The sequence below is a fragment of the Indioceanicola profundi genome (genome assembly GCF_003568845.1).
GTDB classification, from domain to species: Bacteria; Pseudomonadota; Alphaproteobacteria; order Azospirillales; family Azospirillaceae; genus Indioceanicola; species Indioceanicola profundi.
On record NZ_CP030126.1, the window covers coordinates 142096 to 168993 of the forward strand.

At 67.8% G+C, this 26898-nt stretch carries 23 protein-coding genes; 15 read left to right on the forward strand and 8 right to left on the reverse strand.

From position 1 onward, the window contains the following. Nucleotides 1-61: 61 nt before the first annotated feature. The 3 genes from DOL89_RS00715 (at nucleotide 62) to DOL89_RS00725 (ending at nucleotide 4107) form a co-directional block, all read left to right on the forward strand. Entirely contained in the window at nucleotides 62-1351 is a 1290-nt protein-coding gene (locus DOL89_RS00715; RefSeq protein ID WP_119677425.1) for a pentapeptide repeat-containing protein, read from the forward strand. 135 nt (nucleotides 1352-1486) lie between these two features. Beyond that, complete coding sequence (locus tag DOL89_RS00720) at nucleotides 1487-3646, forward strand: TonB-dependent receptor (protein ID WP_119677426.1); 2160 nt, start codon at nucleotides 1487-1489, stop codon at nucleotides 3644-3646. 92 nt (nucleotides 3647-3738) lie between these two features. After that, nucleotides 3739-4107: a DUF6491 family protein gene (locus tag DOL89_RS00725; RefSeq protein ID WP_119677427.1), complete on the forward strand. Its 369-nt coding sequence runs from the start codon at nucleotides 3739-3741 to the stop codon at nucleotides 4105-4107. Here DOL89_RS00725 and DOL89_RS00730 read toward each other — a convergent pair whose 3' ends face one another. After that, entirely contained in the window at nucleotides 4108-4947 is an 840-nt protein-coding gene (locus DOL89_RS00730) for a fructosamine kinase family protein (protein ID WP_119677428.1), read from the reverse strand. Between the two features lie 252 nt (nucleotides 4948-5199). Between DOL89_RS00730 and DOL89_RS24695 the strand changes: the two genes are divergently transcribed. The 5 genes from DOL89_RS24695 (at nucleotide 5200) to DOL89_RS00750 (ending at nucleotide 9541) form a co-directional block, all read left to right on the forward strand. Continuing rightward, the gene (locus DOL89_RS24695; protein ID WP_162937253.1) at nucleotides 5200-5337 is read left to right on the forward strand and encodes a hypothetical protein; all 138 of its coding nucleotides are present in this window, start codon (nucleotides 5200-5202) and stop codon (nucleotides 5335-5337) included. Between the two features lie 135 nt (nucleotides 5338-5472). Then, complete coding sequence (locus DOL89_RS00735; protein ID WP_119677429.1) at nucleotides 5473-6543, forward strand: DmpA family aminopeptidase; 1071 nt, start codon at nucleotides 5473-5475, stop codon at nucleotides 6541-6543. An 87-nt stretch (nucleotides 6544-6630) separates the two neighbouring features. Beyond that, nucleotides 6631-7077: a BLUF domain-containing protein gene (locus tag DOL89_RS00740; protein WP_119677430.1), complete on the forward strand. Its 447-nt coding sequence runs from the start codon at nucleotides 6631-6633 to the stop codon at nucleotides 7075-7077. 487 nt (nucleotides 7078-7564) lie between these two features. Beyond that, nucleotides 7565-7840, forward strand: a complete 276-nt coding sequence (gene infA, locus DOL89_RS00745; protein ID WP_119677431.1) for a translation initiation factor IF-1 — start codon at nucleotides 7565-7567, stop codon at nucleotides 7838-7840. A gap of 132 nt (nucleotides 7841-7972) precedes the next feature. Further along, nucleotides 7973-9541 carry a DEAD/DEAH box helicase gene (locus DOL89_RS00750; RefSeq protein WP_119677432.1) on the forward strand — a complete coding sequence of 523 codons (1569 nt, stop codon included), beginning with the start codon at nucleotides 7973-7975 and terminating at the stop codon, nucleotides 9539-9541. Between the two features lie 228 nt (nucleotides 9542-9769). Here DOL89_RS00750 and DOL89_RS00755 read toward each other — a convergent pair whose 3' ends face one another. The 3 genes from DOL89_RS00755 to fabI all read right to left on the reverse strand — a co-directional run bounded on the left by DOL89_RS00755 (nucleotide 9770) and on the right by fabI (nucleotide 12759). Next, complete coding sequence (locus DOL89_RS00755) at nucleotides 9770-10708, reverse strand: exonuclease domain-containing protein (RefSeq protein ID WP_119677433.1); 939 nt, start codon at nucleotides 10706-10708, stop codon at nucleotides 9770-9772. A 95-nt stretch (nucleotides 10709-10803) separates the two neighbouring features. Beyond that, nucleotides 10804-11895, reverse strand: coding sequence for a chorismate synthase (gene aroC / locus DOL89_RS00760; protein WP_119677434.1), 1092 nt, complete (start codon nucleotides 11893-11895; stop codon nucleotides 10804-10806). An 18-nt stretch (nucleotides 11896-11913) separates the two neighbouring features. Then, nucleotides 11914-12759: an enoyl-ACP reductase FabI gene (fabI, locus tag DOL89_RS00765; RefSeq protein ID WP_119677435.1), complete on the reverse strand. Its 846-nt coding sequence runs from the start codon at nucleotides 12757-12759 to the stop codon at nucleotides 11914-11916. A 140-nt stretch (nucleotides 12760-12899) separates the two neighbouring features. Here fabI and DOL89_RS00770 point away from each other — a divergent pair, with 140 nt between their 5' ends. Together DOL89_RS00770 and DOL89_RS00775 are read left to right on the forward strand one after the other, a co-directional pair. Then, on the forward strand, nucleotides 12900-14237 hold the full coding sequence (locus DOL89_RS00770) for a YihY family inner membrane protein (RefSeq protein WP_119677436.1): 1338 nt from the start codon (nucleotides 12900-12902) through the stop codon (nucleotides 14235-14237). 282 nt (nucleotides 14238-14519) lie between these two features. After that, a complete protein-coding gene (locus DOL89_RS00775; protein ID WP_119677437.1) occupies nucleotides 14520-17471 on the forward strand; it encodes a TonB-dependent receptor plug domain-containing protein in 2952 nt (983 codons plus the stop codon). A 124-nt stretch (nucleotides 17472-17595) separates the two neighbouring features. On the opposite strand, the gene DOL89_RS00780 is transcribed toward DOL89_RS00775, so the two are convergent. The 3 genes from DOL89_RS00780 to DOL89_RS00790 form a co-directional block, all read right to left on the reverse strand. After that, complete coding sequence (locus DOL89_RS00780; protein WP_119677438.1) at nucleotides 17596-19410, reverse strand: tetratricopeptide repeat protein; 1815 nt, start codon at nucleotides 19408-19410, stop codon at nucleotides 17596-17598. Next, entirely contained in the window at nucleotides 19407-20312 is a 906-nt protein-coding gene (locus DOL89_RS00785) for a DnaJ C-terminal domain-containing protein (protein WP_119677439.1), read from the reverse strand. The genes DOL89_RS00780 and DOL89_RS00785 overlap by 4 nt, the downstream gene beginning before the upstream one ends. Nucleotides 20313-20405: 93 nt before the next feature. Then, nucleotides 20406-20876: an RT0821/Lpp0805 family surface protein gene (locus DOL89_RS00790; protein ID WP_205574609.1), complete on the reverse strand. Its 471-nt coding sequence runs from the start codon at nucleotides 20874-20876 to the stop codon at nucleotides 20406-20408. 153 nt (nucleotides 20877-21029) lie between these two features. Here DOL89_RS00790 and pdxH point away from each other — a divergent pair, with 153 nt between their 5' ends. From pdxH to DOL89_RS00815, 5 genes are all read left to right on the forward strand, one after another. Next, complete coding sequence (pdxH, locus tag DOL89_RS00795; RefSeq protein ID WP_119677440.1) at nucleotides 21030-21650, forward strand: pyridoxamine 5'-phosphate oxidase; 621 nt, start codon at nucleotides 21030-21032, stop codon at nucleotides 21648-21650. Nucleotides 21651-21703: 53 nt separating this feature from the next. After that, nucleotides 21704-22633 (forward strand): cation diffusion facilitator family transporter, encoded by a 930-nt coding sequence (locus DOL89_RS00800; RefSeq protein WP_119677441.1) that lies wholly within the window; start codon nucleotides 21704-21706, stop codon nucleotides 22631-22633. Between the two features lie 203 nt (nucleotides 22634-22836). Next, entirely contained in the window at nucleotides 22837-23703 is an 867-nt protein-coding gene (locus DOL89_RS00805; RefSeq protein ID WP_119680149.1) for an MBL fold metallo-hydrolase, read from the forward strand. Nucleotides 23704-23796: 93 nt separating this feature from the next. Further along, complete coding sequence (locus DOL89_RS00810) at nucleotides 23797-24471, forward strand: hypothetical protein (protein WP_119677442.1); 675 nt, start codon at nucleotides 23797-23799, stop codon at nucleotides 24469-24471. 136 nt (nucleotides 24472-24607) lie between these two features. Beyond that, nucleotides 24608-25522, forward strand: coding sequence for a PRC-barrel domain-containing protein (locus tag DOL89_RS00815; RefSeq protein WP_119677443.1), 915 nt, complete (start codon nucleotides 24608-24610; stop codon nucleotides 25520-25522). Nucleotides 25523-25601: 79 nt separating this feature from the next. On the opposite strand, the gene DOL89_RS00820 is transcribed toward DOL89_RS00815, so the two are convergent. Further along, nucleotides 25602-26774, reverse strand: a complete 1173-nt coding sequence (locus tag DOL89_RS00820; protein ID WP_119677444.1) for a CobW family GTP-binding protein — start codon at nucleotides 26772-26774, stop codon at nucleotides 25602-25604. Between the last annotated feature and the right edge of the window lie 124 nt (nucleotides 26775-26898).

Sequence of the window (26898 nt, forward strand, 5' to 3'; positions counted from 1 at the left end):
TCATATGTGACTGCCGCCTTGACCGGCTGAAACCACCGGCGGACAGCGAGCGGGCCAGCAAATGACGGACGAGCGCAGTTATATCGAGGGGTTCAACTGGCGCCGGCCTGGCGCCAAGGAACTGACGGACGCCGTCGTCCTACATCAGAAGCTGCTATCCGGCCGCCCCGGCGGGCGTCGCCTCATGATGGTGCTGACCGATCTCAGGGGCGTGGACCTTACCGGCCTCAACCTGTCGGATGCGGAACTCACCGGTTCGCGCCTCGACCAAGCGGTGCTGGTCGGGACCCGGCTGAAGGGCGCCAACCTGTTCGCGGGCGATTTGCGTCTGGCAAATCTCCAGGATGCCGATCTAGCGCGGGCGGACATGCGGGGCGTCAGCCTGCGCGGCGCGAACCTGACCCGGACGAAGATGCAGCAGGTCGACCTGCGGGAGGCGGTTCTGGCCGTCTACCAAGGCGGCCGCCCCCTGCCGGCCAGCTTCGACGGGCGCATCCCGAACCTGACCGCCGCCATCGCGGTGGAAACGGACCTGTCCGAAAGCCGCCTGAACAAGGTCATCGCGCTCCGCACCGACTTCACCGACTGCGTCCTGTCGGGGGCCGATCTGCGCGGGGCCGACCTTCGCGGGGCCAATCTGCGCGGGGCCGACCTCAGCAACGCCGACCTTCAGGAGTGTCGGTTGCAGGAGGCGGATTTCACCGGCGCGGTGCTTACCGGCGCCCGGCTGCGCGGGGCGGAGGTGAAGGATGCCACCTTCGTCGGCAGCGTACTGGACCCGCTTGCCATCGGCGACCTTGCCCGCAGCGGGGCGCTGCTGACCCGCGAAGCGGCAGGCGCACTGCCGCCGTTGGAGGTGGTCGCCGGGCATGAGGGCTGGGTAAGCAGCAGCGGCGCCTCCGGTCAGCGCGCCAATCTCAGCGGGCGCGACCTGTCCAGGTTGGACCTTTCAGGGCGGACCCTGACCGCCGCCGTCCTGTCCCATGCCCGTTGCGTCGGCGTCAGCTTCGCCGGCGCATCCCTGGTCATGGCGGATCTGGAGGGGGCCGACCTCCAGCAGGCGGACCTGTCCCGCGCGGACCTGCGCGGGGCGAATCTGGAACGCGCGCATCTGGCCCAGGCCGTGCTGCGTGGGGCGGATCTGCGCCCGCTGGCCAGCACGGAGGATGCCTCGCGCCGCTGGCCCACGCGCCTGTCCCGCGCCCGCCTGTGGCAGGCCGATCTGCGGGATGCCAACCTGCGTGAAGCCGTGCTGGGTCGTGCAGACCTCAGCGGAAGCGATCTTCGCGGCGCGCGCATGGACGGATGGCTGGCCGACGGCGCCATCCTGGCCGGCATCCGCACCGACTGAACCCCGCCCATCCCCCGCAATATATTGATCGGGTTGACGATCCGCTTTGCAGCTGCCATAGAAGCGAACGTTATAACATAACGTATTGGTGGGGCCGCTCCGGGCCGCCATCCATGCACGCAAGGGATTGTCTCGATGTTGAAGCCCCGTTCCGGCGCCCGCCGTCTGTCGATATCTTGGTTGGCGCTCACCGGTTCCGCTGCCGCAGCCTTGATTCCTGCGGCGGCCCTGGCTCAGCCCGCCGCCACGGCGCAGGACCCGGTGGTCCATGGCCGCGCCGGCGTGGAGGAGATCGTGGTCACCGCCTCCCCCATCGGGCGGAGCCGCTACGATGTTCTTCAGGGCACCTCCGTGCTGTCGGGTGAGGCGCTGGACCGCGCCCTGTCCGCCAGCATCGGTGAGACGCTGGACCGGCTGCCGGGCGTGTCCCAGACCGGCTTCGGCCAGGGGGCGTCCCGCCCGGTGATCCGCGGGCTGGGCGGCGACCGCATCCGGGTGCTGGTGGGCGGCATCGGCTCCATCGACGCCAGCACGACCAGCCCCGACCATGCCCCGGCCGTGGACCTCGCCACTGCCAGACGGGTGGAGGTGGTGCGCGGTCCGGCGACGCTGCTGTACGGCAACAACGCGGTAGGCGGCGTCGTCAACGTGCTGGACGGCCGCATTCCGGTGGAACAGCCGGAAGGCGGGGCCGATGGTCTGGTGCGGCTGGGCTATGGCAGCAATGCCGATGAGCGGCTGGCCGCCGGCGCGCTGGATGTGGGCCTTTCCCCCAACATCGTGGCCCATGTGGACGCTTACTGGCGCAAGACCGACGATTTCGAGGCTCCCGGCTTCGTCCGCTCCGCCGCCCTCCGCGCGTTGGAAGAGGAGGAGCATGAGCATGAGGAGGGGGAGGAGCACGAGCATGAGGAGGAGCCGCGTGGACGTGTCGAGAACTCCAACCTGGAGCAGAAGGGCGCGACCGGCGGGCTGTCCGTGCTTGGCGACTGGGGCTTCTTCGGCGCGTCGGTGTCGCGCAACGAGACCAATTACGGCATTCCCGCCGGCCACGAGCATGCCGAGGAGGAAGATGATCATGAGGAGGGAGAGGAGCATGAACATGAGCACGAGCATGCTCCCGTCCGCATCGACCTGGAGCAGACCCGTTTCGACGTGATGGGCGAAATCAACCGGAGCTTCCTGGCCTTCGAGACCGTGCGTCTGCGCTTCGGCTATGCCGACTATGAGCATGCCGAGTTGGAGGGAGACGAGGTAGGCACCCGCTTCCTGAACGAAGGCTGGGAAGGCCGTATGGAGCTGGTGCAGACCCCGGTGGCAGCCTTCGGCGGAACGCAGAGCGGCGTCGTCGGCCTGCAGATGAGCGACCGGGACTTCGAAGCCATAGGGGAGGAGGCGTTCGTGCCGCCCTCCACCACTTTCCAGGCCGGCGCCTTCCTGCTCCAGCGGCTGGATATCGGCGCGTTGGCCTTGGAGGCCGGGGCGAGGTTCGAGCGGCAGACGGTCGAGGCTGCAGCGATCGGCTTCGACCGCGACTTCACCGGCATCAGCCTGTCGGCGGGCGCCGGCTATACCCTGCCGGGCGGCTGGCTGGTCGGCTTGAGCCTGTCGCGCACCGAACGCGCGCCGAATGCGGAGGAGCTGCTGTCCAACGGCCCGCACCTGGCCACCGGCACCTTCGAACTGGGCGATCCAACCCTGGGCGAAGAGACGGCCCTGGGGGCGGAGGCCACGCTGAAATATGCGAGCGGCCCCAGCTTCGGCGCGCTGAACCTGTTCGTCACCAACTATGACGACTTCATCTATGGCCGTTTCACCGGCGCGGAGGCGGAAGAGCTGCCGGTCTCGCAGTATATTGCAGCCGATGCCCGTTTCTGGGGTTTCGAGATCGAGGCCGGGACGGAACAGGCAATGGGACCGGGCGCGCTGGTGCTGGAAGCCTCTGCCGAATATGTCCGCGCCACCGACCGTGCCAACAACGATCCGATCCCGCGCATTCCGCCCCTGTCCGCCCGCGCCAGCGTGGGCTACGAGCTGCCGGATCTGGCCGGTCGGCTTGAGCTGGTCTGGGCGGACGATCAGAACCGTGCCGGTCCGCTGGAGCTGGCGACGGAGGGCTATACCGTCCTGAACGCGTCGGTGGACTGGCACCCCGTAGCGGACCGCGACCTGACCCTGCTGTTCGAGGTGCGCAACATCACCGATGAGGAGGTGCGGCTGGCGACCTCCTATCTGAGGCACGAGCTGCCGCAGCCGGGCCGGGATTATCGCATCGCCCTGCGTGCCGGCTTCTGATCGGCAGGGCTGCTGGAAGGCCGCCGGGGTGGGATCGATGCCCGCCCCGGCGGTTGGATGGGGGCTCATCCCTTATCCGCAGGAGCCCCGCCATGATCCGCCCCCTTGCCGCGATCACCGCTACCCTGCTGCTGCTGTCCTTCCCTGCCGCCGCGCAGGACGCGGAAGAGGGGGAGCCGTTCTGCATCGACACGCGGCGCATCGACCGGACCACCGTGATCGATAACCAGACCATCCTGGTGGAAATGGTCGGGCGGGACGATTTCCGGAAAATCACCCTGTCCAGCCGGTGCCCCGGTCTGAAGATCGCCGGCGGCTTCAGCTATGAAACCCGCCTCGCGAAGCTGTGCCGGACCGAGATCATCCGTCCGGTGCAGGAGCCGCTCGCGGCCCCCTGCGCTATCGACAGCATCGCCGCGATTTCGCCGGAGGAGGCCGAGGCGCTCCGCCAGCAGCGTTGATCAGGGGCGGCCGGCGAACCGGTCCAGGATGGTCCGGAGCTGGCCCACATAGCTTCCGCCGAACAGGCGGACATGCACCAGCAACGGATACAGGTTGTAGACGTCCCGCCGCACCTCGAAGAAGCCGGGGCGCAGGGGCCGGATTTCATTGTAGCGGCGGAAGAAGGACTGGCCGAAGGTGCCGAACAGGGTGGTGAAGGCCAGCTCCACCTCCGCATCGCCATGATAGATCGCGGGATCGATGAAGGCGGCCACGCGCCCGCCCCGGACCAGCACGTTTCCGCCCCAGATATCCCCGTGCAGAAGCGATGGCGGCCCCGGCGGTCCCAGCAGTCCGGACAGCTTACCGCACAGCATCTCCACCTGTCCTGACAGCCCGGCCGGCAGCCGCCCCTCATCGCGGGCCGCGCGCGCCATGTGCAGCAGGCGGCGCTCGGCGAAGAATTGATGCCAGTCCTCCATCGGGCCGTTGGGCTGGGGCAGGGGGCCGATGGTGGTGTCCTGGGCGAAGCCGTACCGGTCGGCGGTTATCCCATGCAAGGCGGCCAGCAGCTCCGCCGCATGCTCCTCCGCCCCGTCGGTCATGCGGCCGGTTCCGTCCACATGCTCCATGATCAGAAGCCCGGGCGATGAATGCCAGACCGCGGGAACCGGAAGGCCGTGCGCGGCCAGATGGCGTAGCATCATCGCCTCCACCTCCAGCCCCGCCCCGGTCTTCGCCACGGCGCTGCGCCCGTCCGACAGATCCAGACGCAGGATTGCGCCGGCATGGCCGCTGCCCATGGCATGGCGGGACAGGATTGCGGCGCCGTCCACAATGTGGGGCAGATCGGCGGTCATCGTGCGGCCTCCTTTCCGGCGCGGCTGGGGTCGAGTGCGCGGTTCGGGCCGGTGCATCGGCGCCTCCAGCCACCACAATCGTGGATTTCGCCGCCATTGTCGCCGGCTCCGCGATTTGATGAGGGTATCCGCCATGCCGGCAACGGACAGCCTTGTCGAATTGCCTGAAAACAGGCCGTTCCGCCGTCTGGCACGGCGCTTGCGATACCTTCTGACAGAGCCGGACCTTCCGGACAACCGATGGAGATGAGGATGACTACCGCGCATATGACCACCACCGAGACCACCGGCTTCTTCGCCAGCTTGGCCGACTGGCTGCCCGGCGTGGATGCCTTGCCGGTCCTGGCGGCGGGCGTGGTGCAGGTCCTCTGCCTCGCCCAGTTGTTCTAAGCCCGGTTCCCTGCCCGGGTGAAGCCTCCGGGCCGTGACTGCCCAGTACCTGTTCACTCTGTATCCCTGTACAAACTGACGGCCCCGCGTGAAGCTTCACGCGGGGCTTTTTTCGTCGAAGGGATCGCGTCCGACATGCAGCAATTCCGGATCGGCAATCTTCCCAGCGGTGTTCACGATGCCATCACCGACGTTCCCGGCGTGCGGGTCGGCCATGTGACGCTGGTGGAGGACGGGCCGTCCGTGGCGCGCACCGGCATCACCGCCATCCACCCGCTGGAAGTGGATTACACCGAGGCGTCCGTCTTCGCCGGCTTCCACCGCTACAACGGGTTCGGGGAGGTGGCGGGGACGCATTGGCTGGCGGAGACGGGCATCCTCACCTCCCCGATCCTGCTGACCTCCACCTTCTCCATCGGCGTGGCGCGGGACACGCTGCTGGTCGATCCGTTGCGACGGGGGGTGACGCGCCGCTTCCACCATCCGCTGGTGGCGGAGACCAATGACGGGTTCCTCAATGACGGCCCGGCCCAGCACATCCGGCCGGAGCATGTGCGCCAGGCTATCGATCTTGCCGCGCCGGGGCCAGTGCCCCAGGGCTGCGTCGGCGGCGGGACCGGCATGATCGCCTACGGCTTCAAGGCAGGCATCGGCAGCGCCAGCCGGCTGGTCGAGACGGAGCTGGGCCGCTTCACGCTCGGCGCGCTGGTCCAGGCCAATCACGGCCGTCGCGCCGACCTGACCGTGGCCGGCCTGCCGCTGGGCCGCCTGATCCCGGAGACGGAGGTGCCCGGACCTGGACAGGTCGAGCCGGGGCGCACCGAAGACCGGCGGCGGGAGGAGGGCTCCATCATCGTCGTGCTGGCGACGGATGCGCCGCTGCTTCCGCCGCAATGCACCCGGCTGGCCCAGCGGGCGGTCGCCGGTCTGGGGCGGGCGGGGGCCTATGGCTACAATGGCAGCGGCGACTTCGTGCTGGCCTTCTCCACGGCCAACCGCCTGCCGGCCGGGGACGGGCGCATGGTCCGGGACCTCCTGATGTTTCCCAACGACCGGCTGAACCCGCTGCTGAAGGCGGCGGCGGAGGTGGCGGAACAGGCGGTGTTCAACGCCCTCTGGCATGCCCACGACATGACCGGGCGCGATGGCAATGCTGCCCGCGCCCTGCCGCGAGACCGGACGGCGGAACTGCTGGCGGGCCGCTGAAAAGCGGCATCATGCTGCACCTGCCGGGCTGGCGGGACCGGGAAGCGGCTGTTAAGGTCGGCCCGTGTCAGCCATCTGGAGCCACCAATGTCCGAAGACGGCCTGCTCTGTCTGGTTTATGTCAGCCGCGCCGTGGTCCCGATGGAGGATGCGGATCTGCTGGAGTTGCTGCGCCAGAGCCGGGCCGACAATCTGCGGGACGACATCACGGGACTGCTGCTGTACCGGGCGGGACGCTTCATGCAGGTGCTGGAGGGACCGCACGCGCCCCTGCATGCCCTCTATGGCCGCATCATGCGGGACAGACGCCATACGGACGTGACCACGTTGATCAAGTTCCGAACCGATGCACGGGCCTTCGCCGACTGGTCCATGGGATTCGCCCATGTGGACCGCATCCCGGAGGAGGACCGGGCGGGTTTCAGCCCCTTCCTGGATCAGGATTTCGACCCTGCCGCTTGGCAGGACGCTCCGCATCAGGCCGTCCGGCTGTTGAAGGCTTTCCGCGAGACGGATCGGCTGGTGGACATCTGACTGCCGGCCGCTGGAGCGGCCCGCTCCGCACCCTTGCCCTGAGCCTGTCGAAGGGCAGTTTGGCCGACGGGGCGGCCAAACCTTCTGCCGCCGGAACGGCCGGCCGTCAGCGGCGTTTGGGTAGAACCGGTGCGGCCGGTGCGGCCACTGCTCTTCCACCGCGGCGCCGGTTGGCTGAAGGACAGTCCGCTTTGGCATGCCTGCCCATCCCGGCGCCGGGAGCGGGGAATGTTGCACCGCTGCTGTAAAATCCCTATCTAACGCGGTGTCGATTGCGATGGGGCCCGCCCGGGGCCCCTCACAGGGTGCCGGCTCCGGTCGATTCCCTCAGTCTAATCGAGGCCGCGGCGTTTCTCGCCGGGGCCGACCGTGAGCACGACCCGCGCAAGGGCAGGACCTCCACGGTCACGCTGCGGGCGGATTTGAGCCAAAATGCGTCCCTCCGGCATCCGCCGCGGGGCGCATCGGCCGTCGGAGAAGGAGCAACATGGCTAAGGAAGATTTCATCGAGTTCGAGGGTACGGTGCTGGAAGCCCTGCCCGATGGCCGTTTCCGGGTCCGCCTGGAGAACGACCATGAGATCATCGCCTACACGGCGGGCCGGATGAAGAAGAACCGCATCCGCACGCTGGCCGGCGACCGCGTCACCGTGGAGATGACGCCCTACGACCTGTCCAAGGGCCGGATTACCTTCCGGCACAAGGACGAAAAGGGACCGCCCCCTGGCGCCGGCGCTCCGCGCCGCCCGCAGCGGCGGCACTGATCCAGCCGTCCGGCTGGACAGAATTCAGGGCCTGACGGCCCCCCAGGCCTCACCTTCGACGGGACGATCAGGGCCGGCGCGACGCCGGCCCGACCCGTTGGAGCGGGGGCACACTCAGGAACAGATCATCCTATGACAGAGTTTTCCGCACTCGGCCTCGCCGCCCCGTTGATGGCGGCCGTGGAGGCCGAGGGCTACAAGACCGCCACGCCGATCCAGGCGGGCGCGATTCCCCCCGGCCTGGCCGGCCGCGACGTCCTGGGCCTGGCCCAGACCGGCACCGGCAAGACCGCCGCTTTCGCTCTTCCCATCCTCCAGCGCCTGGCGGCGGAGAATGTCCGGCCCAAGCCGCGCCATGTCCGCACCCTGATCCTGACTCCGACGCGCGAGCTGGCCCTCCAGGTCGGCGAGGCGTTCGAGAAGTTCGGGCGCGGGTTGAAGCTCTCCAGCTTCGTCGTGCTGGGCGGCGTCGGCTACACGCCGCAGGCCAAGGCCATCGCCCCCGGCCTGGACGTGCTGGTGGCCACCCCTGGCCGCCTGCTCGACCTGATGAACCAGGGCGACATCAACCTGTCGCAGGTCGGCATCTTCGTCCTGGACGAGGCCGACCGCATGCTGGACATGGGCTTCATCCACGACGTCAAGAAGGTCGTCGCGAAGCTGCCGAAGCCGCGCCAGAACCTGCTCTTCTCCGCGACCATGCCGGATGCGGTGGTGTCGCTGGCGAACGGCATCCTGGCCGCCGACCATGCCCGTGTGGAAGTTACCCCGCCCTCCACCACGGTGGAGCGGATCGAGCAGTCGGTGATGTTCGTCGACCAGACGGACAAGCCGGCCCTGCTGACCGACCTGTTCGCCAATCCGGCCATCAGCCGCGCCATCGTCTTCACCCGCACCAAGCACGGGGCGAACAAGGTGGCGAAGAAGCTGGCGGATGCCGGCATCGCCGCCGACGCCATCCATGGCAACAAGTCCCAGTCCGCGCGTGAGCGGGCGCTGGACGGGTTCCGGGCCGGCACGGTGCGCGCCCTGGTCGCCACCGACATCGCCGCCCGCGGCATCGATATCGACGGCGTCAGCCATGTCATCAATTTCGACCTGCCGGACGTGCCGGAAGCCTATGTCCACCGCATCGGCCGTACCGGCCGCGCGGGCCGGGACGGCATCGCCATCTCCTTCTGCGACGCCATCGAGGTGCCGCAGCTTCGGGATATCGAGAAGTCGATCCGCATGGCGGTGCCGGTGGTGGCGGAGCATGGCTACGCCTCCGCCGAGATCGCCCGGCTGCATGCCAATGGCGGCAAGGGTGCTCCCAAGCGCCCGGCCCCGCAGGGCCGCCAGCCGCGCCAGCAGCGGGAACCCCGCCAGGGCGGCGGCCAGCAGAACGGTCAACGCGAGGCCCGGTCTCCCGAGCAGCGCGCCGGCCAGCAGAACGGCCAGCCCCGTCAGGGCCAGCCCGGCAACCGTCCGGCCCAGGCCCAGCAGGGCCGCCCGCAGCAGCCCCGGCCGGAGCAGCAGCGCAACGGCAAGCCCCAGGGCCAGCAGCAGAACCGCTCCCAGGGGCAGAAGCCCCAGGGACAGGGGAAGCCGCAAGGCCAGGCCAAGCCGCAGGGCAGCCAGCCCCGCCCGCAGGGCGAGCGCCGCCGCAACGACGGTGACGGTTGGACCTCCGACGTGCCGAAGTTCCTGAAGCGGGCGTAAGCCGTCAGAACAGCAGAAGGGCCGCATCCGATGGGTGCGGCCCTTTTTCGTTGCGGGCTGGCAATGTTCGAATCCGGTCGTGCCGCCCTTTTCCGTCATCCCGGCGAAAGCCGGGACCCAGGAGTCACAGGCACCGGTGCACGCCGCCCCTGGGTCCCGGCTTCCGCCGGGATCGCGGTGATCGAAATCGGCAGAACCGCGAAGGCGAAAGGTGGGCGCCCGGCCGGATTAGGCCGGCTCCGCCGCCTTCGCCGGCACCAGCCCCAGCATCTCCCGGTACTCGCGCTCATCCACCAGTCGCGGGCGGCCGTCGATATCGGCGCGGGCGCGGGCGCGGCGCAGTTTGGAGCTGTCGGTGGTGCGGCCCACCACCAGGAAGTCCGTGGCGCGGGTGACGCTGGTCTGCGGCACCAGCCCGGCGGCACAGGCCAGCGCCTCCGCCTCGCCGCGGGACAGGGTGGACAGCGCGCCGGTGAAGGCGATGCCGCAGCCGGCAAGCTCCGACCGTCGCACCACCTCGGGCAGTTTCATCGGTGGCGCGCCGTTGCCGCGCGGCTTCCCGGCCAGGATGCGGCAGGCCTGGTTCGCCTCCTGCCCCATCAATCCCATGCCCACCCCGGCCGCCAGCGCCAGGGCCGGCAGACTCGCCGAGCCGGTATGCGCCATTGCGCGCAGCGCGATCTCCGCACAGGCCTGGGCATCCGATCCGGCCTTGTGGTGGTCCAGCTCGATCCCGAAATGCCAGGCCAGATGGTTCAGCTTGTGCCGCTCCAGCTCCGGCCACAGGCGGCGGGCGGTGACCAGCGTGCACAGGAAACCGTGGCCCGGAACATCCATCCGGTAATGCTCCAGCATCGCCCGCAGCACGCCCATGTCGAAGCTGGCATTGTGGGCGATCAGCGTGCAGCCGGCCAGATCGGGCAGCAGCCGCGCCCAGACATCCGGGAACTCCGGCTCATGGGCCACATCCTGCGGCCGGATGCCGTGGACGGCGATGGTGAAGGGGGTGAAGCGCAGCTCCGGCGGCCGGATCAGGAACTCCTCGGTCCGCACCACCCGCCCATCCTCGACCCAGGACAGTCCTATGGCGCAGGCGCTGTTGCGCTGTTCGTTCGCGGTCTCGAAATCGATGGCGACGATGGGGGCGGAAGCGGAGTCGAAGGGCACGGGGCGGATCGTCTGTTATTCGGCGGCAATAGGCTGCCCCATCCTACACCATCCGGTGCCACAGCAGGCGGGCCGATTCGCCACACGGCACGAAATCACCCCTGCTCGCCCACCAGCCCGCGGTGGCGCAGGAAGTGGTCGGCCAGGACGCAGGCCATCATGGCCTCGCCCACCGGCACTGCACGGATGCCGACGCAGGGGTCGTGGCGGCCCTTGGTCAGGATATCGGCCTCGTTGCCATGCAGGTCGATGGTGCGGCGGGGGGTGAGGATGGAGCTGGTGGGCTTCACGGCGAAGCGCACCACCACATCCTGCCCGGTCGAGATTCCGCCCAGGATGCCGCCGGCATGGTTGGACAGGAACACCGGCCTGCCGTCCGGGCCGATGCGCATCTCATCCGCATTGGCCTCCCCGGTCAGCTCCGCCGCGGCGAAGCCGGCGCCGATCTCCACACCCTTCACCGCATTGATGGTCATCATCGCGGCGGCGAGGTCGCTGTCCAGCTTGTCATAGATCGGCTCCCCCCAGCCGGCCGGCACGCCGGAGGCCACCACCTCCACCACGGCGCCGACGGAGGAGCCCGCCTTGCGGACCCCGTCCAGATAGTCGGCCCAGAGGGCGGCGGTCTGGGCGTCCGGGCAGAAGAAGGGGTTTTTCCCCACCTCCTCCCAGTCCCAGCGGCCGCGGTCGATCCGGTGCGGCCCGATCTGGACCATGGCGCCGCGGATGGCGATGGGGGAGGGGGCGGTTTCCAGCACCCGCCGCGCCACGGCACCGGCCGCCACCCGGCTCGCCGTTTCGCGGGCGGAGCTTCGGCCGCCGCCGCGATAGTCGCGGATGCCGTACTTGGCCTGATAGGTGTAGTCGGCGTGGCCGGGGCGGAACTTGTCCTTGATGTCCCCGTAATCCTTGCTGCGCTGGTCCTGGTTCTCGATCTGCAGCAGGACCGGCGTGCCGGTGGTCATGCCCTCGAACACGCCGGACAGGATCTTCACCTCGTCCGGTTCCCGCCGTTGGGTGACGAAGCGGGACTGGCCGGGCTTGCGCTTGTCCAGGAAGGCCTGGATGAAGGGCTCGTCCAGCGGCAGGCGCGGCGGCACCCCGTCCACCACGCAGCCGATGGCCGGCCCGTGGCTTTCGCCGAAGGTGGTGAACCGGAACAGGGTGCCGAAGGAATTGCCCGCCACGGGATCGCCGTCCTCTGCTCAGTGACCGGTGGGAGTCATACTGGACAGCAGGGCGCCGGTCTCGGCCGCCGTGTCCACCCGCGCCATGCCGACGGTGTGGTAACCGGCATCCACATGCAGGTTCTCGCCCGTGACGCCGGAGCCGAGGTCGGACAGCAGGTACAGCGCGCTGTTGCCCACATCCTGGATGGTGACGTTGCGGCGTAGCGGCGCGTTTAGCTCGTTCCACTTGAGGATGAAGCGAAAATCGCCGATACCACTTGCGGCAAGGGTCTTGATCGGGCCGGCGGAGATGGAGTTCACGCGGATGCCCTGCGGCCCCAGATCGTTGGCCAGGTACTTCACGCTGGCCTCCAGCGCCGCCTTGGCCACGCCCATTACGTTGTAGTGCGGCATGACCTGTTCCGCGCCATAGTAGCTCAGCGTCAGCAGGCTGCCGCCATTCTGCATCAGCGGCACGGCGCGCTGGCAGACGGCGGTGAAGGAGTAGCAGGAGATGTCCATGGTCCGGGTGAAGTTCGCCCGGCTCGTGTTGAGGTACAGCCCGTCCAGCTCGTTCTTGTCGGAGAAGGCGATCGCATGCACCACGAAGTCCAGTCCGCCCCAGCGCTCCCGCACGGTCTCGAAGGCGGCATCCATGCTCGCCTCGTCCGTCACGTCGCAGGGCAGCAGGATGTCCGACCCGACCTGCTCGGCCAGCGGGCGCACCCGCTTCAGCAGCGCGTCGCCCTGGTAGGTGAAGGCCAAAGTGGCGCCCTGGGCCGCCACGGCCTGGGCGATGCCCCAGGCGATGGAACGGTCGTTGGCCACACCCATGATCAGGCCGCGCTTGCCGGCCATCAGGCCGCCGGTCCCGTTCGTCATGCAATCCTCATCATCGCCGATCTCCCGTCCGGGGGGGGCCCGGCGGGGTGTTCCAAAAGTGGCGCGCATCCTACACCAACGCACCGGCCGGTCAAACGCGGGCGGCAGACTGCGGAGATGCGCAGGCGGGGGACCCGCCCATGAGGTTGAGCGGTGCCAGCATCGCGGACAGTTGGCGCGGCCTGACGGCGCTGCCGGCCCGCCTGGGTGAGATGCTGGGCATTGTCTATGCATCCTTCATCCGCTTCTGGAACAACAACGATCTCCAGGCGGCGGGCTCGCTCGCCTACACCACGCTGCTGGCGCTGGTGCCGCTGTTCACGGTGATGTTCGCCGTGTTCTCCGCCTTTCCGGCCTTCCGCCGGATGCGGGACGAGGTGCAGACCGTTCTGTTCGAAAGTCTGGTGCCCTCCGTGGGAACGGAGGTCGAGACCTATATCGACCAGTTCGTCAGCAATGCCGGCGCCCTGACCGGCTTCGGCGTGGTGTTCCTGGCGGTCACCTCCATCCTGCTGTTCTTTACGGTGGAGAGCGCGTTCAACGCCATCTGGCGGGCATCCGAGCCGCGACCCATCATCACCCGCCTGCTCAGCTTCTGGGCGGTGCTGACCATGACGCCGCTGCTGATCGGCTCCAGCCTGTCCGTCTCCTCCAACGTGCTGGCGCAGATCCGGGAAACGGGCGACAGCGGCACCATCGGCGCGCTCAGCCTGATTCTGCCCGGCCTGTTCGAGTGGGCGGCCTTCACCCTGATGTATTTGGCCATCCCGAACCGCGACGTGCCCTGGAAGGACGCTGTGGTCGGCGGCTTCACCGCGTCGCTTTTGATGGAACTCTCGAAGGTTGGATTCGGCCTCTACATCACGGCCTACCCGACCTACGAGACCATCTACGGCGCGCTGTCCGTGGTGCCGATCTTCCTGGTCTGGCTCTATACCGCCTGGTCGATCGTGCTGTTCGGGGCGGAGATCACGGCCACCCTGCCGGAATGGCGGGCCGGCAAGATCACCCAGGTCGGGCCGGAAGGGCTGCTGTCCGCCCAGCGGATCGTCGTGGCGCTCGCCATCCTTCGGGAACTGCACGGGGCGACGCGGCTCGGCGTCGGTATCCGCCGCGCCACGCTGGTCAGCCGCATTCCCGTTGGGGCGGCCGTGCTGGACGGAATGCTGGAACAGCTTCGCGATGCACACTGGGTGGCTCGCACCGTAAACGGCGCGTGGGTGCCGACCCGGGACCTGCACGACACAACCGTGGATGACCTCCGCCACTCCCTGGGCATGGGCATCCGCGGCAATCTCCGGTCGGTGGGCCACCTCAAGGCTCCCTGGCAAGATAGACTCGCGGATTTATTCGCGCGTGCTGAACAGGCGGACCGTGGAATCCTTGGGATTAGCCTTTCTGATCTATTCCGTTCCGACTTCCCGGAAGCGGAAATCGGGCGCCGCGGCTCCGTTGCGCGACTGTCACAGGACGGTTAACGCTCTGTCACAAACAACATTCCTGCGCCGAATCCGTGTCGGCCTTGCCGCTCCGTGCAAAAATGCAACGGGGTGCTGAAATCTTACCTCCTGCGTATGTCGGACATGTTGCAAGCCGGAAAGTAGGTCTGCTAATTCCCTTAACCAGCTATGCAGCAGGTGCGGCTCTCGGAAGGTCGTCCGGCTGTGGGGCCTGGCGGCACTCGCCGGGTGCGCGGCAATAAATGCCAAGTAATCCGCGCTCTCGGGAAGTGCTGGAGTCACGGAAAGGAAACGAAACAAATGCAGACTACGGTGTTCAACAGGCGGTCGGTCCGCACGGCCCTGCTGGCCGGCGCGGCGCTGGGCGTCCTTGCTGTGCCTACAGGTTTTGCTCAGGCGCAGGAACTTGAAGAAATCGTGGTGACCGGCTCGCGTATCCGCTCGCCGAACATGACTTCTGTAAGCCCGGTCACGGCCGTGTCCGAGTTCGAGATCAAGGCGCAGGGCGTGACCCGCGTGGAAGACCTCGTGAACTCGCTGCCCCAGGCCTTCGCGGCCCAGGGCGGTCAGATCTCCAACGGCTCCACCGGCACCGCCACCGTCAACCTGCGCGGGTTGGGTGCGGAGCGTACGCTGGTTCTGGTCGACGGCCGTCGCCTGATGCCCGGCGACCCGGTCGTTCCGTCGCCCGACCTGAACTTCATCCCGACCGCCCTGGTCGAGCGGGTGGACGTGAACACCGGCGGCGCTTCCGCCGTGTACGGTTCCGACGCGGTCGCGGGCGTCGTCAACTTCATCATGAAGCGTGACCTGGAAGGCGTGCGCGCCGATGTCCAGCACGGCGTCTATGTCCACAACAACAGCAACGACCGGGCCCAGGACGTTATCCGGAATGCGGCGGCGAACTCTCCGGTTCCGTCGAACTTCCAGCTCCCCGACGACCGGGTCTTCGACGGTGAGCAGACCGACGCCACGCTGGCGTTCGGCGTCAACAGCGGAGACGGCAAGGGCAATGTGACCGCCTATGTCGGCTACCGCCGCGTCGAGGCCGTGCTCCAGGCCGACCGCGACTACAGCGGCTGCAGCTTCACCTCCGGCGAGGAGTTCGGGTGCGGCGGTTCGGGCACGACCTTCCCGGCCCGCTTTGGCAGCCTGATCGTCGATCCGAGCGGGCCGGGCAACACCTTCCGCCCGTTCGACTCGAACATCGATCTCTATAACTTCGGTCCGACGAACTACTACCAGCGTCCGGATGAGCGCTTCACCATCGGCGCCTTTGCCCGCTACGAAGTCGCGCCGGCCGTTGAGCTTTATGCCGACCTGATGTTCATGGATGACCGGTCGGTCTACCAGATCGCTCCGGGCGGCATCTTCGCCGGCATCTTCAACGTCAACTGCGACAACCCGCTGATGACGGCGGAGCAGCAGGCCGCTCTCTGCGGCGCCGACGCTGGCACCGACGAGAACTTTACCGGCCTCGTTGCCCGCCGTAACATCGAAGGCGGCGGCCGCCAGGGTGAGACCCGCCATAACTCCTACCGGATCGTGACCGGTGCGCGGGGCGATCTGGGCGACGGCTGGGATTACGATGCCTACTTCCAGTACGGCGTCACCACCTACGACCAGGTGCAGACTGCGTTCTTCATGACCTCGAAGATCCAGAATGCGCTGCTCGCGACCCGCGATGCCAACGGCAATATCGTCTGCCAGTCCGTGCTCGATGGCACCGATCCGGCTTGCGTGCCCTACAACATCTTCTCGCTGGGCGGCGTGACGCAGGAGGCGTTGGATTACCTGCAGACGCCGAGCTACAACGAGGGCCGCACCGAGCAGCTCATCGCCAGCGCGTCCGTCTCCGGCGATCTGGGCCAGTACGGCCTTGCCTCGCCGTGGCACTCCCAGGGCGTCGGCGTCGCGTTCGGTACCGAGTACCGTGAAGAGAAGCTGTCCTTCGAGGCCGACTATGTGGCCGCCGCAGGCCTGCTGAACGGCGCCGGCGGCGCCAGCCCGCCGGTGGACGGCAGCTTCGACGTGGGCGAAATCTTCGCCGAAATGCGCGTGCCGCTGGTCAGCGCCATGCCGTTCGTCGAGAACCTCGAGCTCGATCTCGGCTACCGCTTCTCCGATTACTCCTCGGTCGGTTCCACCCACACCTACAAGATCGGCGGCGAATATGCCCCGATCAGCGATGTGCGGTTCCGTGGCTCCTACCAGCGTGCGGTTCGCGCGCCGAACGTCCTCGAGCTGTTCAGCCCGCAGAACGTGGTGCTCGACGGTTCGGAGGACCCCTGCGCCGGCCTGGCTGATACGGCCGACAATGCCGACATCATCAGCCGCTGCATGCAGGCCTTCGGCCTGACCCGCGCCGAGGTGCTGGCGATCCCGGAGGAGCCGGGTGGGCAGTATAACGGCCTGACCGGCGGTAATCCGGACCTGGATCCGGAAACCTCCGATACCTACTCCGTCGGTGTCGTGCTCCAGCCGGAGTTCGTGCCGGGTCTGTCGATGTCCATCGACTATTTCAACATCACTGTTGACGACTACATCAGCGGCATCGGCGCCGACCTGATCATCAACAGCTGCGTTGAGACCCTGGACCCGTTCTACTGCAGCCTCGTTGTCCGTGATGAGAACAACTCCATCTGGCTGTCGAACGAGGGCTATGTCGTAAACACCACGCTGAACACCGGCTCCCTCGGAACCACTGGCGTCGACATCAACGTCGATTACAGCATCGATCCGGAGGATTACGGCGCCAGCGGCTTCGGCACCTTCGCCGTCAACTTTGCCGGTACCTGGCTGAACGAGCTGACGACGAAGCCGCTGCCGGATAGCGACGAGTATGATTGCGCCGGCTACTACGGCAACATCTGCGGTACGCCGAACCCGACCTGGCGTCACAAGGCCCGTCTGACCTGGCTGACGCCGTATGACGGCCTGACCCTGTCCGCCCAGTGGCGCCACTTCTCCGGCGTCGAGCGTGACAGCGAGTCCAGCAACCCGCAGCTCACCGGCACGTCGCCTGCAACGGATCGGAAGATCAAGGCGCAGGACTACTTCGACGTGACCGCCGCCTGGACGGTGGACGAGGCCTTCACGGTGCGTGTCGGTGCGAACAACGTGTTCGACCGCGACCCGCCGCTGGTTGGTGGTTCCACCTGCCCGACCGGTCCTTGCAACGGCAACACCTTCCCGCAGGTGTATGACGCCCTGGGCCGTTACGTCTTCGTTGGCCTGACGACCGAATTCTAAGTCGACAGCGCCATAGTGCGAGTGGGCGGCGGGTCTTCGGACCCGCCGCTTTCTTTTTGGGCATGCGAAGAGGCGGTGGACGCGCTGCGCCCGGGAATATCAGGCAGGGAAGAAAAGGAAGAACTCAGGCTGGAACGACGTCGAAGGCGATCGTCGTCCGGTGCGCTGCCTCGTGGAAGGGAATAGTCCCATGCCACAGGTAGGAGGGGAACAGCACAAGCCGTCCCGGCCGGGGCTGCACGGCATGGGCGGGGGCCAGATCCACTTCCGGACCGACATTGGGACGGCCGAAGGTCAGCCAACCCTGGCGGTTTTCCGCATCCGCCACCGCCTTTGGCAGCTCGATATAGAACACGCCGCTGATCCATCCCTCGGGATGGACATGGTGGGTATGGTAACCGCGGTCGCCCAGGCGGGACGACCAGGACCCGGTGATGCGCAACTGGGCGGCGCGCCGTCCGAAGAAGGGATGCTCCGGCTCCTCCGGCATGGCGGCGGAGAAAGCCTGGATCGCGTCCAGCACCGACCGGCGCAGGGCCTGCACGGCCTTCCGCCCGCTGGTCTCCAGCAGATTGCCGGCCGTCTGGGACCCGTGCTTGAGCGTGAGGTGGATCGGAGGATTCACGGTGCTGTGCAACGGCGTCAGCTCATCCGCCAAATCCGCCAGGAAGGAACCGATATCGGCCCACCCCGCCGGTGCGGGAAGGTCGAATATGCCGACCGTCCGATCATAATCGTTGAGGCGCTCCGCCTCGGGAGCGCCGAGCAGCCGCAGTGCGGTTCCGAGATAGGCCAGGGCCATCTGATCGTAGGGATCGATCGCGAGCAGCCGGCGCGCCGTGTCCGCAGCCGCCCCGGTCAATCCGCTCCGGAACTGCGCGACCGCCATATCCCTCAGCCAGGCCGCGTTGTCCGGGACAGCGGCCAGCGCCTGCTCCAAGGGAGCGAGGGCCTCGGCCGGGCGGCCGGCCTGCATGAGAAGCTTCGCCCGCAGATGCAGCCGATCGGGCAGGGCCGGTCCCAGCGCCAGTGCACGGTCGATATCGGCAAGTGCGCTCTGCGCATGGCCGTAAAGGCCTTTGCCCTGGGCGGCGAGCGCAAGCGCATCGGGATCGTCAGGCCGCGAGCGCGCCACGGCGGCATAGCTTTCCAGCACCTCCGCCTCCCGCCCCATGCGCCAGAGCTGGCGGCTGAGATTTTCATGCGCATCGGCGTAGAGCGGGTCCAGCGCGATGGCGTTGCGGTAGGCGTCCAGGCTTTCCTGCTGCCGGTCCAGATCCGTCAGCACATTGCCAAGATTGAGCCAGACTTCCCTGCTGCGTGCACCGATCGCCAGGGCGCGGCGGTAGGCCGCCTCCGCCTCCGCATAGCGGTGCTGCCGCCGTAGCGCGAGGCCGAGATTGTTGAGGGCGCGGGCATCGTCGGGGCGCATCGCAACGGCCCTGGCGCAGGCGGCTTCGGCCTCGGCCAAACGGTCCTGGCGGAGCATCATGGCTCCCAGCAGCGCCATTGCCGGCTGGAAATCGGGCCGGTGCCGCAATGCGGTCCTTACCGCCGCTTCGGCCTCCTCGTTCCGGGACAGGGCTCCCAGGGCCTTCGCCCGGTTGACATGGATGTCGGGAGCGGCGGGCGTTAGGGCAAGCGCCGCGTCATACTGCGCCAGGGCATCCGCCGGACGGCCTGCCGCCAGATAGAGGTTGCCAAGATTGCCAAGCACGTTCGGCTGGGCAGGGCAGACGGCAAGCGACCGCCGCATGAAGTCCTCCGCCGCCTTCATCCGACCCGTGTTCTTGGCGAGCAGCCCCATGAGCTGCAGCGCATCCGCGTTGCGCGGATCGGCGGCCAGGATGCGGGAATAAACCTGTTCGGCCTCGGCCAGCCGTCCGGCCTTCTGTGCCGCAAGCCCGGCCTGGAGCATGGCTGCGACCTGGGGAGTCATCCCAGTCCCGCCTTCTTGCGCGGATCGTAGTCATGGGTCCTGGCCCATTTCTCGATAAAGGCGGTCAGCTCGGCATCCGGCTTGTCCGGCAGGGCGACGGTCAGTTTGACATACTGGTCGCCATGCACCTTGCGGTCCGGGTTGAACACGCCCTTGCCCTTCAGACGCAAGGTAGTGCCGGTATTCGAGCCCTTCGGCACTTTCAGCTGAACCATCCCGTCCAGGGTCGGGACCTTGATGTTGGCCCCCAGAACCGCTTCCTGAAGGGTGATGGGAACGTCCAGATGGATGTCGTCCTCGCGCCGGACGAAATAGGGGTGGGGCGCGACATGCACCTCCACGATGGCGTCGCCGGCCCCGCCGCCGCCGGGAAGGCCCTGGCCTTTCAGGCGCAGCTTGGTCTGGTCGCGGGTGCCGGGCGGGATGGTGACGTCGATGCTCTTGCCCGTGCTCAGCGACAGCCGCCGCTTGGTGCCGAGGCAGGCATCGGTGAAGGGTACGGTGACCGAGTAGGCCACGTCGCTGCCCTTGGCCTTCGTTCCAGTCCCGGCTCCGGCGCCATAGCGGCGGCGGGCCGTGCCGAACAGGTTGGCGAAGGGGTCGTCGTCGAAGTCAAAGGGATTGGCCCTGCCGCCGCCGGCACCGGCATAGGCGCGGCGGAAGGTGGCATCCGGCCGCTCCGCCCCCGTGGCATCGATCTCGCCACGGTCGAAGCGGGCCCGCTTTTCCGGATCGGACAGCAGGCTGTAGGCGGAATTCGCTTCCTTGAATTTCAGCTCGATATCGGTCCGGCCCGGGTTCAGGTCCGGGTGGTACTGTTTGGCCAAGCGCCGATACGCCTGCTTGATCTCCTCAGCCGAGGCCGTCCGGCCGACGCCGAGGATCTGGTAGGGGTCGCGCATGGTCACCGCAAGAACTTGGAACTGGTGTCCCGCATCCTACGCTCGACCGCAGATGCGTCAAGCGGCGGCGCCACGCGCGACCTGCCAGGATGGTCAGCTCACGATCTTCCAGCTGCCGTCGGGCTGCTGGCAGGCCGTGCCATAGGCCTCCTCGGTGCGGCCGCCGACAGTGATCATCTGCTGGAACTCACGGCAGTAGCTGCCGGTGGCCTGATTCTGGCCCTGCCTTGTGGGGGTGACCACGACGCGGTTGCCGTTGTTCGGGTTGTCCCAGACGATGGGCTGGCCGATGGGGGCCGTATAGGCGCGCTGGGTGTTGCGCTCCAGCGCCAACTGGTCGGCACGGTCCAGCGAGGCGCCGATCTCGGACCCGATCAGCGCGCCCAGCAGAACGCCGGCGCCGGTGGCCCAGAGGCGACCGCTGCCGCCGCCGATTTCCGAACCGGCCAGACCGCCGGCCAGACCGCCCAGGACGGCGCCGGTATTCTGCTTCTGTCCGCCAGCGGAGGTGCAGCCTGCCAGGAAGCTCACGGCCAGCACGGCGATGAGGAACTTGCGGATCATTCTCTTCTACCTTTCTGAGTGCCGGCCATGTTGCGGTCGGCGGCACGAATTTGCCTGGAGCACTGTCAGCCATGCGGCCGCAAGCATGGACAAACCCTTACTGTCGCCTATTCTCGGCATGGATTTCGGCGCAACTATGACGCGGATCACAAGATGACTGAGGCAAATATGGGGTCCGACACCGCAGCGCTCAACTCGATCCGCGATCCGTTCCTCCTGTTCAGGACGTGGCTCAAGGATGCGGAAGGCGCGGAGCTGAACGATCCCAATGCCATGACACTGGCCACGGTCGGCGAGGGCGGCAGGCCCAGCGCGCGGGTGGTTCTGCTGAAGGGTCTGGATGATACCGGCTTCGTCTTCTACACCAACACCCTCAGCCGCAAGGGCGTCCAGCTCGGCGCCCGGCCGGTGGCGGCGCTCTGCTTCCACTGGAAGTCGCTGCGGCGGCAGGTCCGGGTCGAGGGCGAGGTGGAGCGGGTGACCGATGCGGAGGCGGACGCCTATTTCGCCAGTCGTCCGCGCGGCAGCCGGATCGGAGCCTGGGCCTCGCTCCAGTCGCAGCCGCTGGACAGCCGCTCCACGCTGGAGAACCGGGTGTCGCAGACGGAAGCCATGTATGCCGGGCGGGAGGTGCCCCGCCCGCCGCACTGGTCGGGCTACCGCATCGTTCCGGACTATCTGGAATTCTGGCAGGACCGGGAGTTCCGTCTGCACGACCGCATCACCTTCTCCCGGCAGGATGACGGCTGGTCCGTCGGTCGCCTCTACCCCTGAAGCGGGGCTAGGGGTATGGTGCCGCCGACTTCTGGCAGGCGGAATGTGATCGGATGAGCGTACAGGACAGTGGACGGGAGGACCCGGCCGCCAAGTGGCGTCGCCGGGCGACCTATGCCAGCGTCACCGTGGCGCTGACCCTGATCGTCGTGAAGCTGGGCACATATCTCGCCACGCAATCCGTGGCGATCCTGTCCTCCCTGATCGACAGCAGCGTGGACGCCCTGGCCTCCGTGGTGACCCTGTTCGGCGTTTCCCGCGCCTTGCGGCCGCCGGACCAGAGCCACCGCTTCGGCCATGGCAAGGCGGAACCCCTGGCGGCGCTGGCCCAGGCGGCCTTCGTCACTGGCTCCGCCGTGTTCCTGGGCTATGAGGCGATCAGCCGCCTGATCTCGCCGACACAGGTGGAACAGTCGCTGATCGGCATCGCGGTCATGGTCTTCGCCATCGTGCTGACGGCCGGGCTGATCCTGTTCCAGCGCTGGGTGATCCGCCGCACCGGCTCCATCGCGATCGATGCCGACAGCCTGCATTACAGCGGCGACCTGTTCATGAACATGGCGGTGATCGCGGCGCTGGCGCTCACCGCCTATACCGGCTCGCCCTACTGGGACCCGATCTTCGCGCTGGGCATCTCCGCCTTCCTGATCTGGTCGGCCAGCCGCATCCTGAACTCCGCCATGGGCGTGTTGATGGACCGGGAGCTGGCGGATGGCGACCGCGACCGCATCGCCCAGCTCGTCCTCGCCCACCCGCAGAGCCGCGGCCTGCACGACCTCCGCACCCGCTCCACCGGTCTCGGCCAGCATATCGAGTTCCATCTCGAACTCGACAGTCACCTGACCCTGACCGAGGCGCACGACATCACGGACGAGATCGAGCAGATCCTCCGCCAGGCCTACCCCGTCTCCGAACTCACCATCCACCAGGAGCCGGCGGGGCTGGAGGACGAGCGGCTGGACGACCGTCTGGTTGGGCGGTGAAGCGGCACGGTCGCCCATCTGTGTCCGCTCGGATACACCCCCGCCGTCCGGTCTCTTTTTGAGGCTGCGGTGACAACCATGTGCGCAAGATCACTTCCAAGCTCTGTTACAGCGCGGTAACGTCCGGCATACCGGACGGGGTACTCTGCCCTGCCGGAGCGTTGGACGCGGCCTGGGCTCCGGCCCGGGTCCAAGGGGCTGTGATGGACTTTACGGTCACGTTCTGGGGTGTGCGCGGCACGTTCCCCTGTGCCTATTCCTCTCATCTCGGTTATGGCGGCAATACGAGCTGCGTCGAGATCCGCGCCGGGGACAATGTCCTGGTGCTGGATGCCGGCACGGGCCTGCGCGGCCTGGGCAAGCGGTTCCTGTGCGATGGCGTCAACCGCGCCACGCTGCTGATGACCCATGCCCACTGGGACCATGTGAACGGCTTCCCCTTCTTCGAGCCGGGCTACCGGCCCGATTTCAGCATGAATGTCATCGCACGCGATCTGAAGGGTTGCGACTGCATCGGCGAGGTGCTGTCCGACTGCATGGAAAGCCCGCTTTTCCCCGTGCCGCTGAAGACCATGCGCGCCGATCTCAGCTTCGAGAACCTGACGGCCGGCGACCGGCTGGATCTGGCGCCGGGGCTGGTGGTGCGCACGGCTCCGCTGAACCATCCCGGCGGCGCCATCGGCTACCGCATCGAATATGGCGGCAAGACCTTCTGCTACGTCACCGACACGGAACATGTGCCGGGTGAGCCGGACAAGAACATCCTGTCCCTGATTGAGGGGGCGGATCTGGTGGCCTACGATGCCTGCTATACGGAGGCGCAGTTCGCCGAACGTCGCGGCTGGGGCCATTCCACCCCGGACGAGGGCATCCGGCTGGCCCGTGCGGCCGGTGCCGGCTCGCTCTGCCTGTTCCACCATGATCCCGACCATGATGACGCCCGCATGGCGGCCATCGAGCGGGAGGCGCAGGCCCAGTGGAACGGCGTCTTTGCCGCGCGCGAGGGGGCCAGCATCGACATGATGCGCTGGCGTCAGGACGCCTTGTGCACCATGCGCCCGGTGGCCTGACCCCGAACTTCACGGAACGCGCGCCGGATCGGACGGTTGGGAAGCGGAAGGGTGGATATCACCCGATCGCCCCAACCACTCTGGAGGACCGGAATGCGCCGCAGCCTTGCTTTGATCCCCGCCATGGCCCTGGCCCTGGCGGCCCAGACCGCCATCGCCCAGGAAAGCCGGCCAGCGGACAGCGAGCGGATCGAGCAGCCCGGCGCCGTCGAGGCTCCGGGGAATGCCGCGAGGCAGGAGCTGGAGGTCCAGGACACCGACACGGATGAGATGGACGGCGTCGGCGATGTCGATATCGTGCCGCAGGGCGGCGCGCCTGCGGCCCAGCTCAACGAGCGGGGGCCGGCCGACGTCCCCGCCCAGGATTTCGCGGAGGAGATGCAGCGGCAGCCCGCCTCCCCGCAGGAGCCCGAAGATCCCCTGGCCCACCTGAACCGCACCGAGGCGCAGCCCGGCCAGATTTCCCAGCCCGCCGATACGGGGATGACGGCGGAGATGCAGTCCGGTTCAGGCGCTGAGACCGGTGGCCAACCCCAGCCCATGCCGGCCCCCCAGGGCCAGCAGGACCCCGTGCCGCTGCCGGACGTGCCGGAGGCGGTGGCGGAGGAGCTGCGCGAAAACAACGTCCAGGGCGTGCAGATTCCGCCCGAGGTCGGCCAGCCGCCGAACCCGCAGGGCAATCCCCCGCAGAACAAGCCGGCACAGGGCAATCCTCCGCCGGCGGGCGGAAATCCTCCGTCCACAGGTCAGCCGCAGCCGCAGGGCTGATCGACCGGACACGGCGTTCCCCCGATCCGCGGAGCATCCGTGGAACCCCTCCGCCGCGGCCCGGTTGGAGGGGGACGGTGGGAGCGCCCACGACGAAATCCCCCTGCAAATCAACCCTGATGGACGGAGCATCCCGATGCGGAACTCTCTCTGGCTGGGCACGGCCGTCGCGCTCGTGCTTGGCACCAATGCCGCCTATGCCCAGCAGCCGGCGCAGCAGCCCGCCGCGGGCGGCGCCGATCCGGCACAGGTCACCGTGCAGCAGCCCGCGCCCGATGTGACGGTGCAGCAGCCGGCTCCGGACGTGACCGTGACCCAGCCCGATCCGGAGGTCAGTGTCAGCCAGCCGAAGCCGGAGGTCGACATACAGACCGCGAAGCCGGAAGTGGACGTCCAGCAGACCGGCAAGCCCGAGGTGACCGTCATCCAGGAGGGTGAGGCAGGCGCCGACCCGCAGCGTGATGCCCAGGGCCAGCAGGAGCTGATGGGCGAGGGTGAGATGGCTACGGAACGCGAGGCCAGCACGCCGCCGCAGCAGAGCGACTCCACCCCGGACGGCGCCGCCCCGGACGCGAACGCCATCGAGGGTACGGCTGAGGAATCCGCCGCTGCCGTCGGCGCCGCCGGCATGCCGCCGGAGAGCGAGGTCGGAAGCCGCGACCAGGGCGGGTCCACCGACCGCAACGCCATCACGTCCGATCCGGCTGAAACCGCGGCCGCGACTGCGACCGAGAAAGACGGCAGCGTCGGCGTAGCACAGGCCGAGAACCTGATCGGTCAGTCCGTGACGGGCCCCAACGGAAGTGAGATCGGCGACATCGGCGACCTGCTGATCGACCGCACCAGCGGCGATATCCAGGGAATGATCGTCCAGGTCGGCGGCTTCCTCGGCATCGGCCAGCGCGAAGTCATGATCCCGTGGGAGGAGGCCAATTACGATCCGGGCCAGGGCACCGTGGCAGTGAATCTTACCAAGGAGCAGATCGAGGCCATGCCCGAGTTCAACCGGGAGCAGCTCGGCGAGAACATGGTCGGCATGCGCGACCAGTAATCCGCACTGCCGGAACGCAAGCGGGCGGCCCGATCCCTCGGGCCGCCCGTTTTCATTCGTATACGCCCCGCGCGGCGGATCAGGCGCCGATGCTGGCGTCGAACAGCGTCTGGATCTGGTCCCGGGTCAAATCCTTGACGATGAAGACGATCCGGGTCCGGTGATCGTCCGTCGGCCAGGATTCGAGCTGCACCGGCGGGTGGAACAGGTGCTGGACGCCATGAATGACGATGGGCCGGTCCGTCTCCTTCACATTCAGCAGGCCCTTCACCCGTAGCAGGTTCGGCCCCTGCGCCTGGGCCACCGTTTCGAAGAAGCCGGCCAGTTTCTCCCACTCCACCGGCTTCTCCCGCGTCAGGACGAAGGACCGGATGGCGTCGTTGTGGCGGTTGATGTCGTGGTGGTGGTCGTGATCATGACCGTGGTGATGGTCATGATCGCAGTGTCCATGGTCGTGGTCGCAATGGGCATGGTCGTGATCGTGATGATGGTCATGACCGTGATGGTGATGGCCGTGATCGTGACCGTGATCATGGTGGTGGTGGTCGTGCCCGCCGCCCTCATAGGCCTCCGCCTTCAGCCAGCGCTGGGCGTCCAGCGACTTGGTGGCGGGGTTGTACAGGCCGGCCTCGAACAGCAGGACAGGCAGCGCCTCCGGCGTATGCGCATCCACATGGACCGCGCCCGGATTGATGGCCCGCATGCGCGCCTTCAGCGCGTCCAGCTTGCCCGGCTCGGCGATGTCGGTCTTGGTGAAGACCAGCCGGTCGGCCACGGCCGCCTGCTTCAGATTCTCCTCATGGGCGTCGAGCTGGCCCATGCCGTGCACGGCGTCGATGGTGGTCACCACCCCGTCCAGCCGGAAGCGGGAGGAGATCAGCGGGTCGGTCATCAGCGTGTGCAGGATCGGCGCCGGGTCGGCCAGGCCCGTGGTCTCGATCACCACCCGGTCGAACTCGGGAACCTCGCCCCGCATCCGGCGCATGTAGAGGTCCCGCAACGTGTCCGCCAGGTCGGACCGGATGGTGCAGCAGAGGCAGCCGCTGTCCATCAGCACGGTGTTCTCGTCCGCCTTCTCGACCAGCAGATGGTCCAGCCCGACCTCGCCGAACTCGTTGATCACCACGGCGGTGCGGGCCATGCCCGGATCGCGGATCAGGCGGTTCAGCAGGGTGGTCTTGCCGCTGCCGAGGAACCCCGTGAGCACGGAGATGGGCAGGCGGGGGGAGGGAGACGGGGGCGTGGCGGTCATTGCGCTTCTTCCGGTCAGGTCTGCACGCCGGGCTCTCTGAACGCCCGGCACTGCCCAGCTATATGAGCCATTACGGCCGGGATTGCCACACCCGGCGGGCATGGCGGCAATGCCGGCCGGGCCA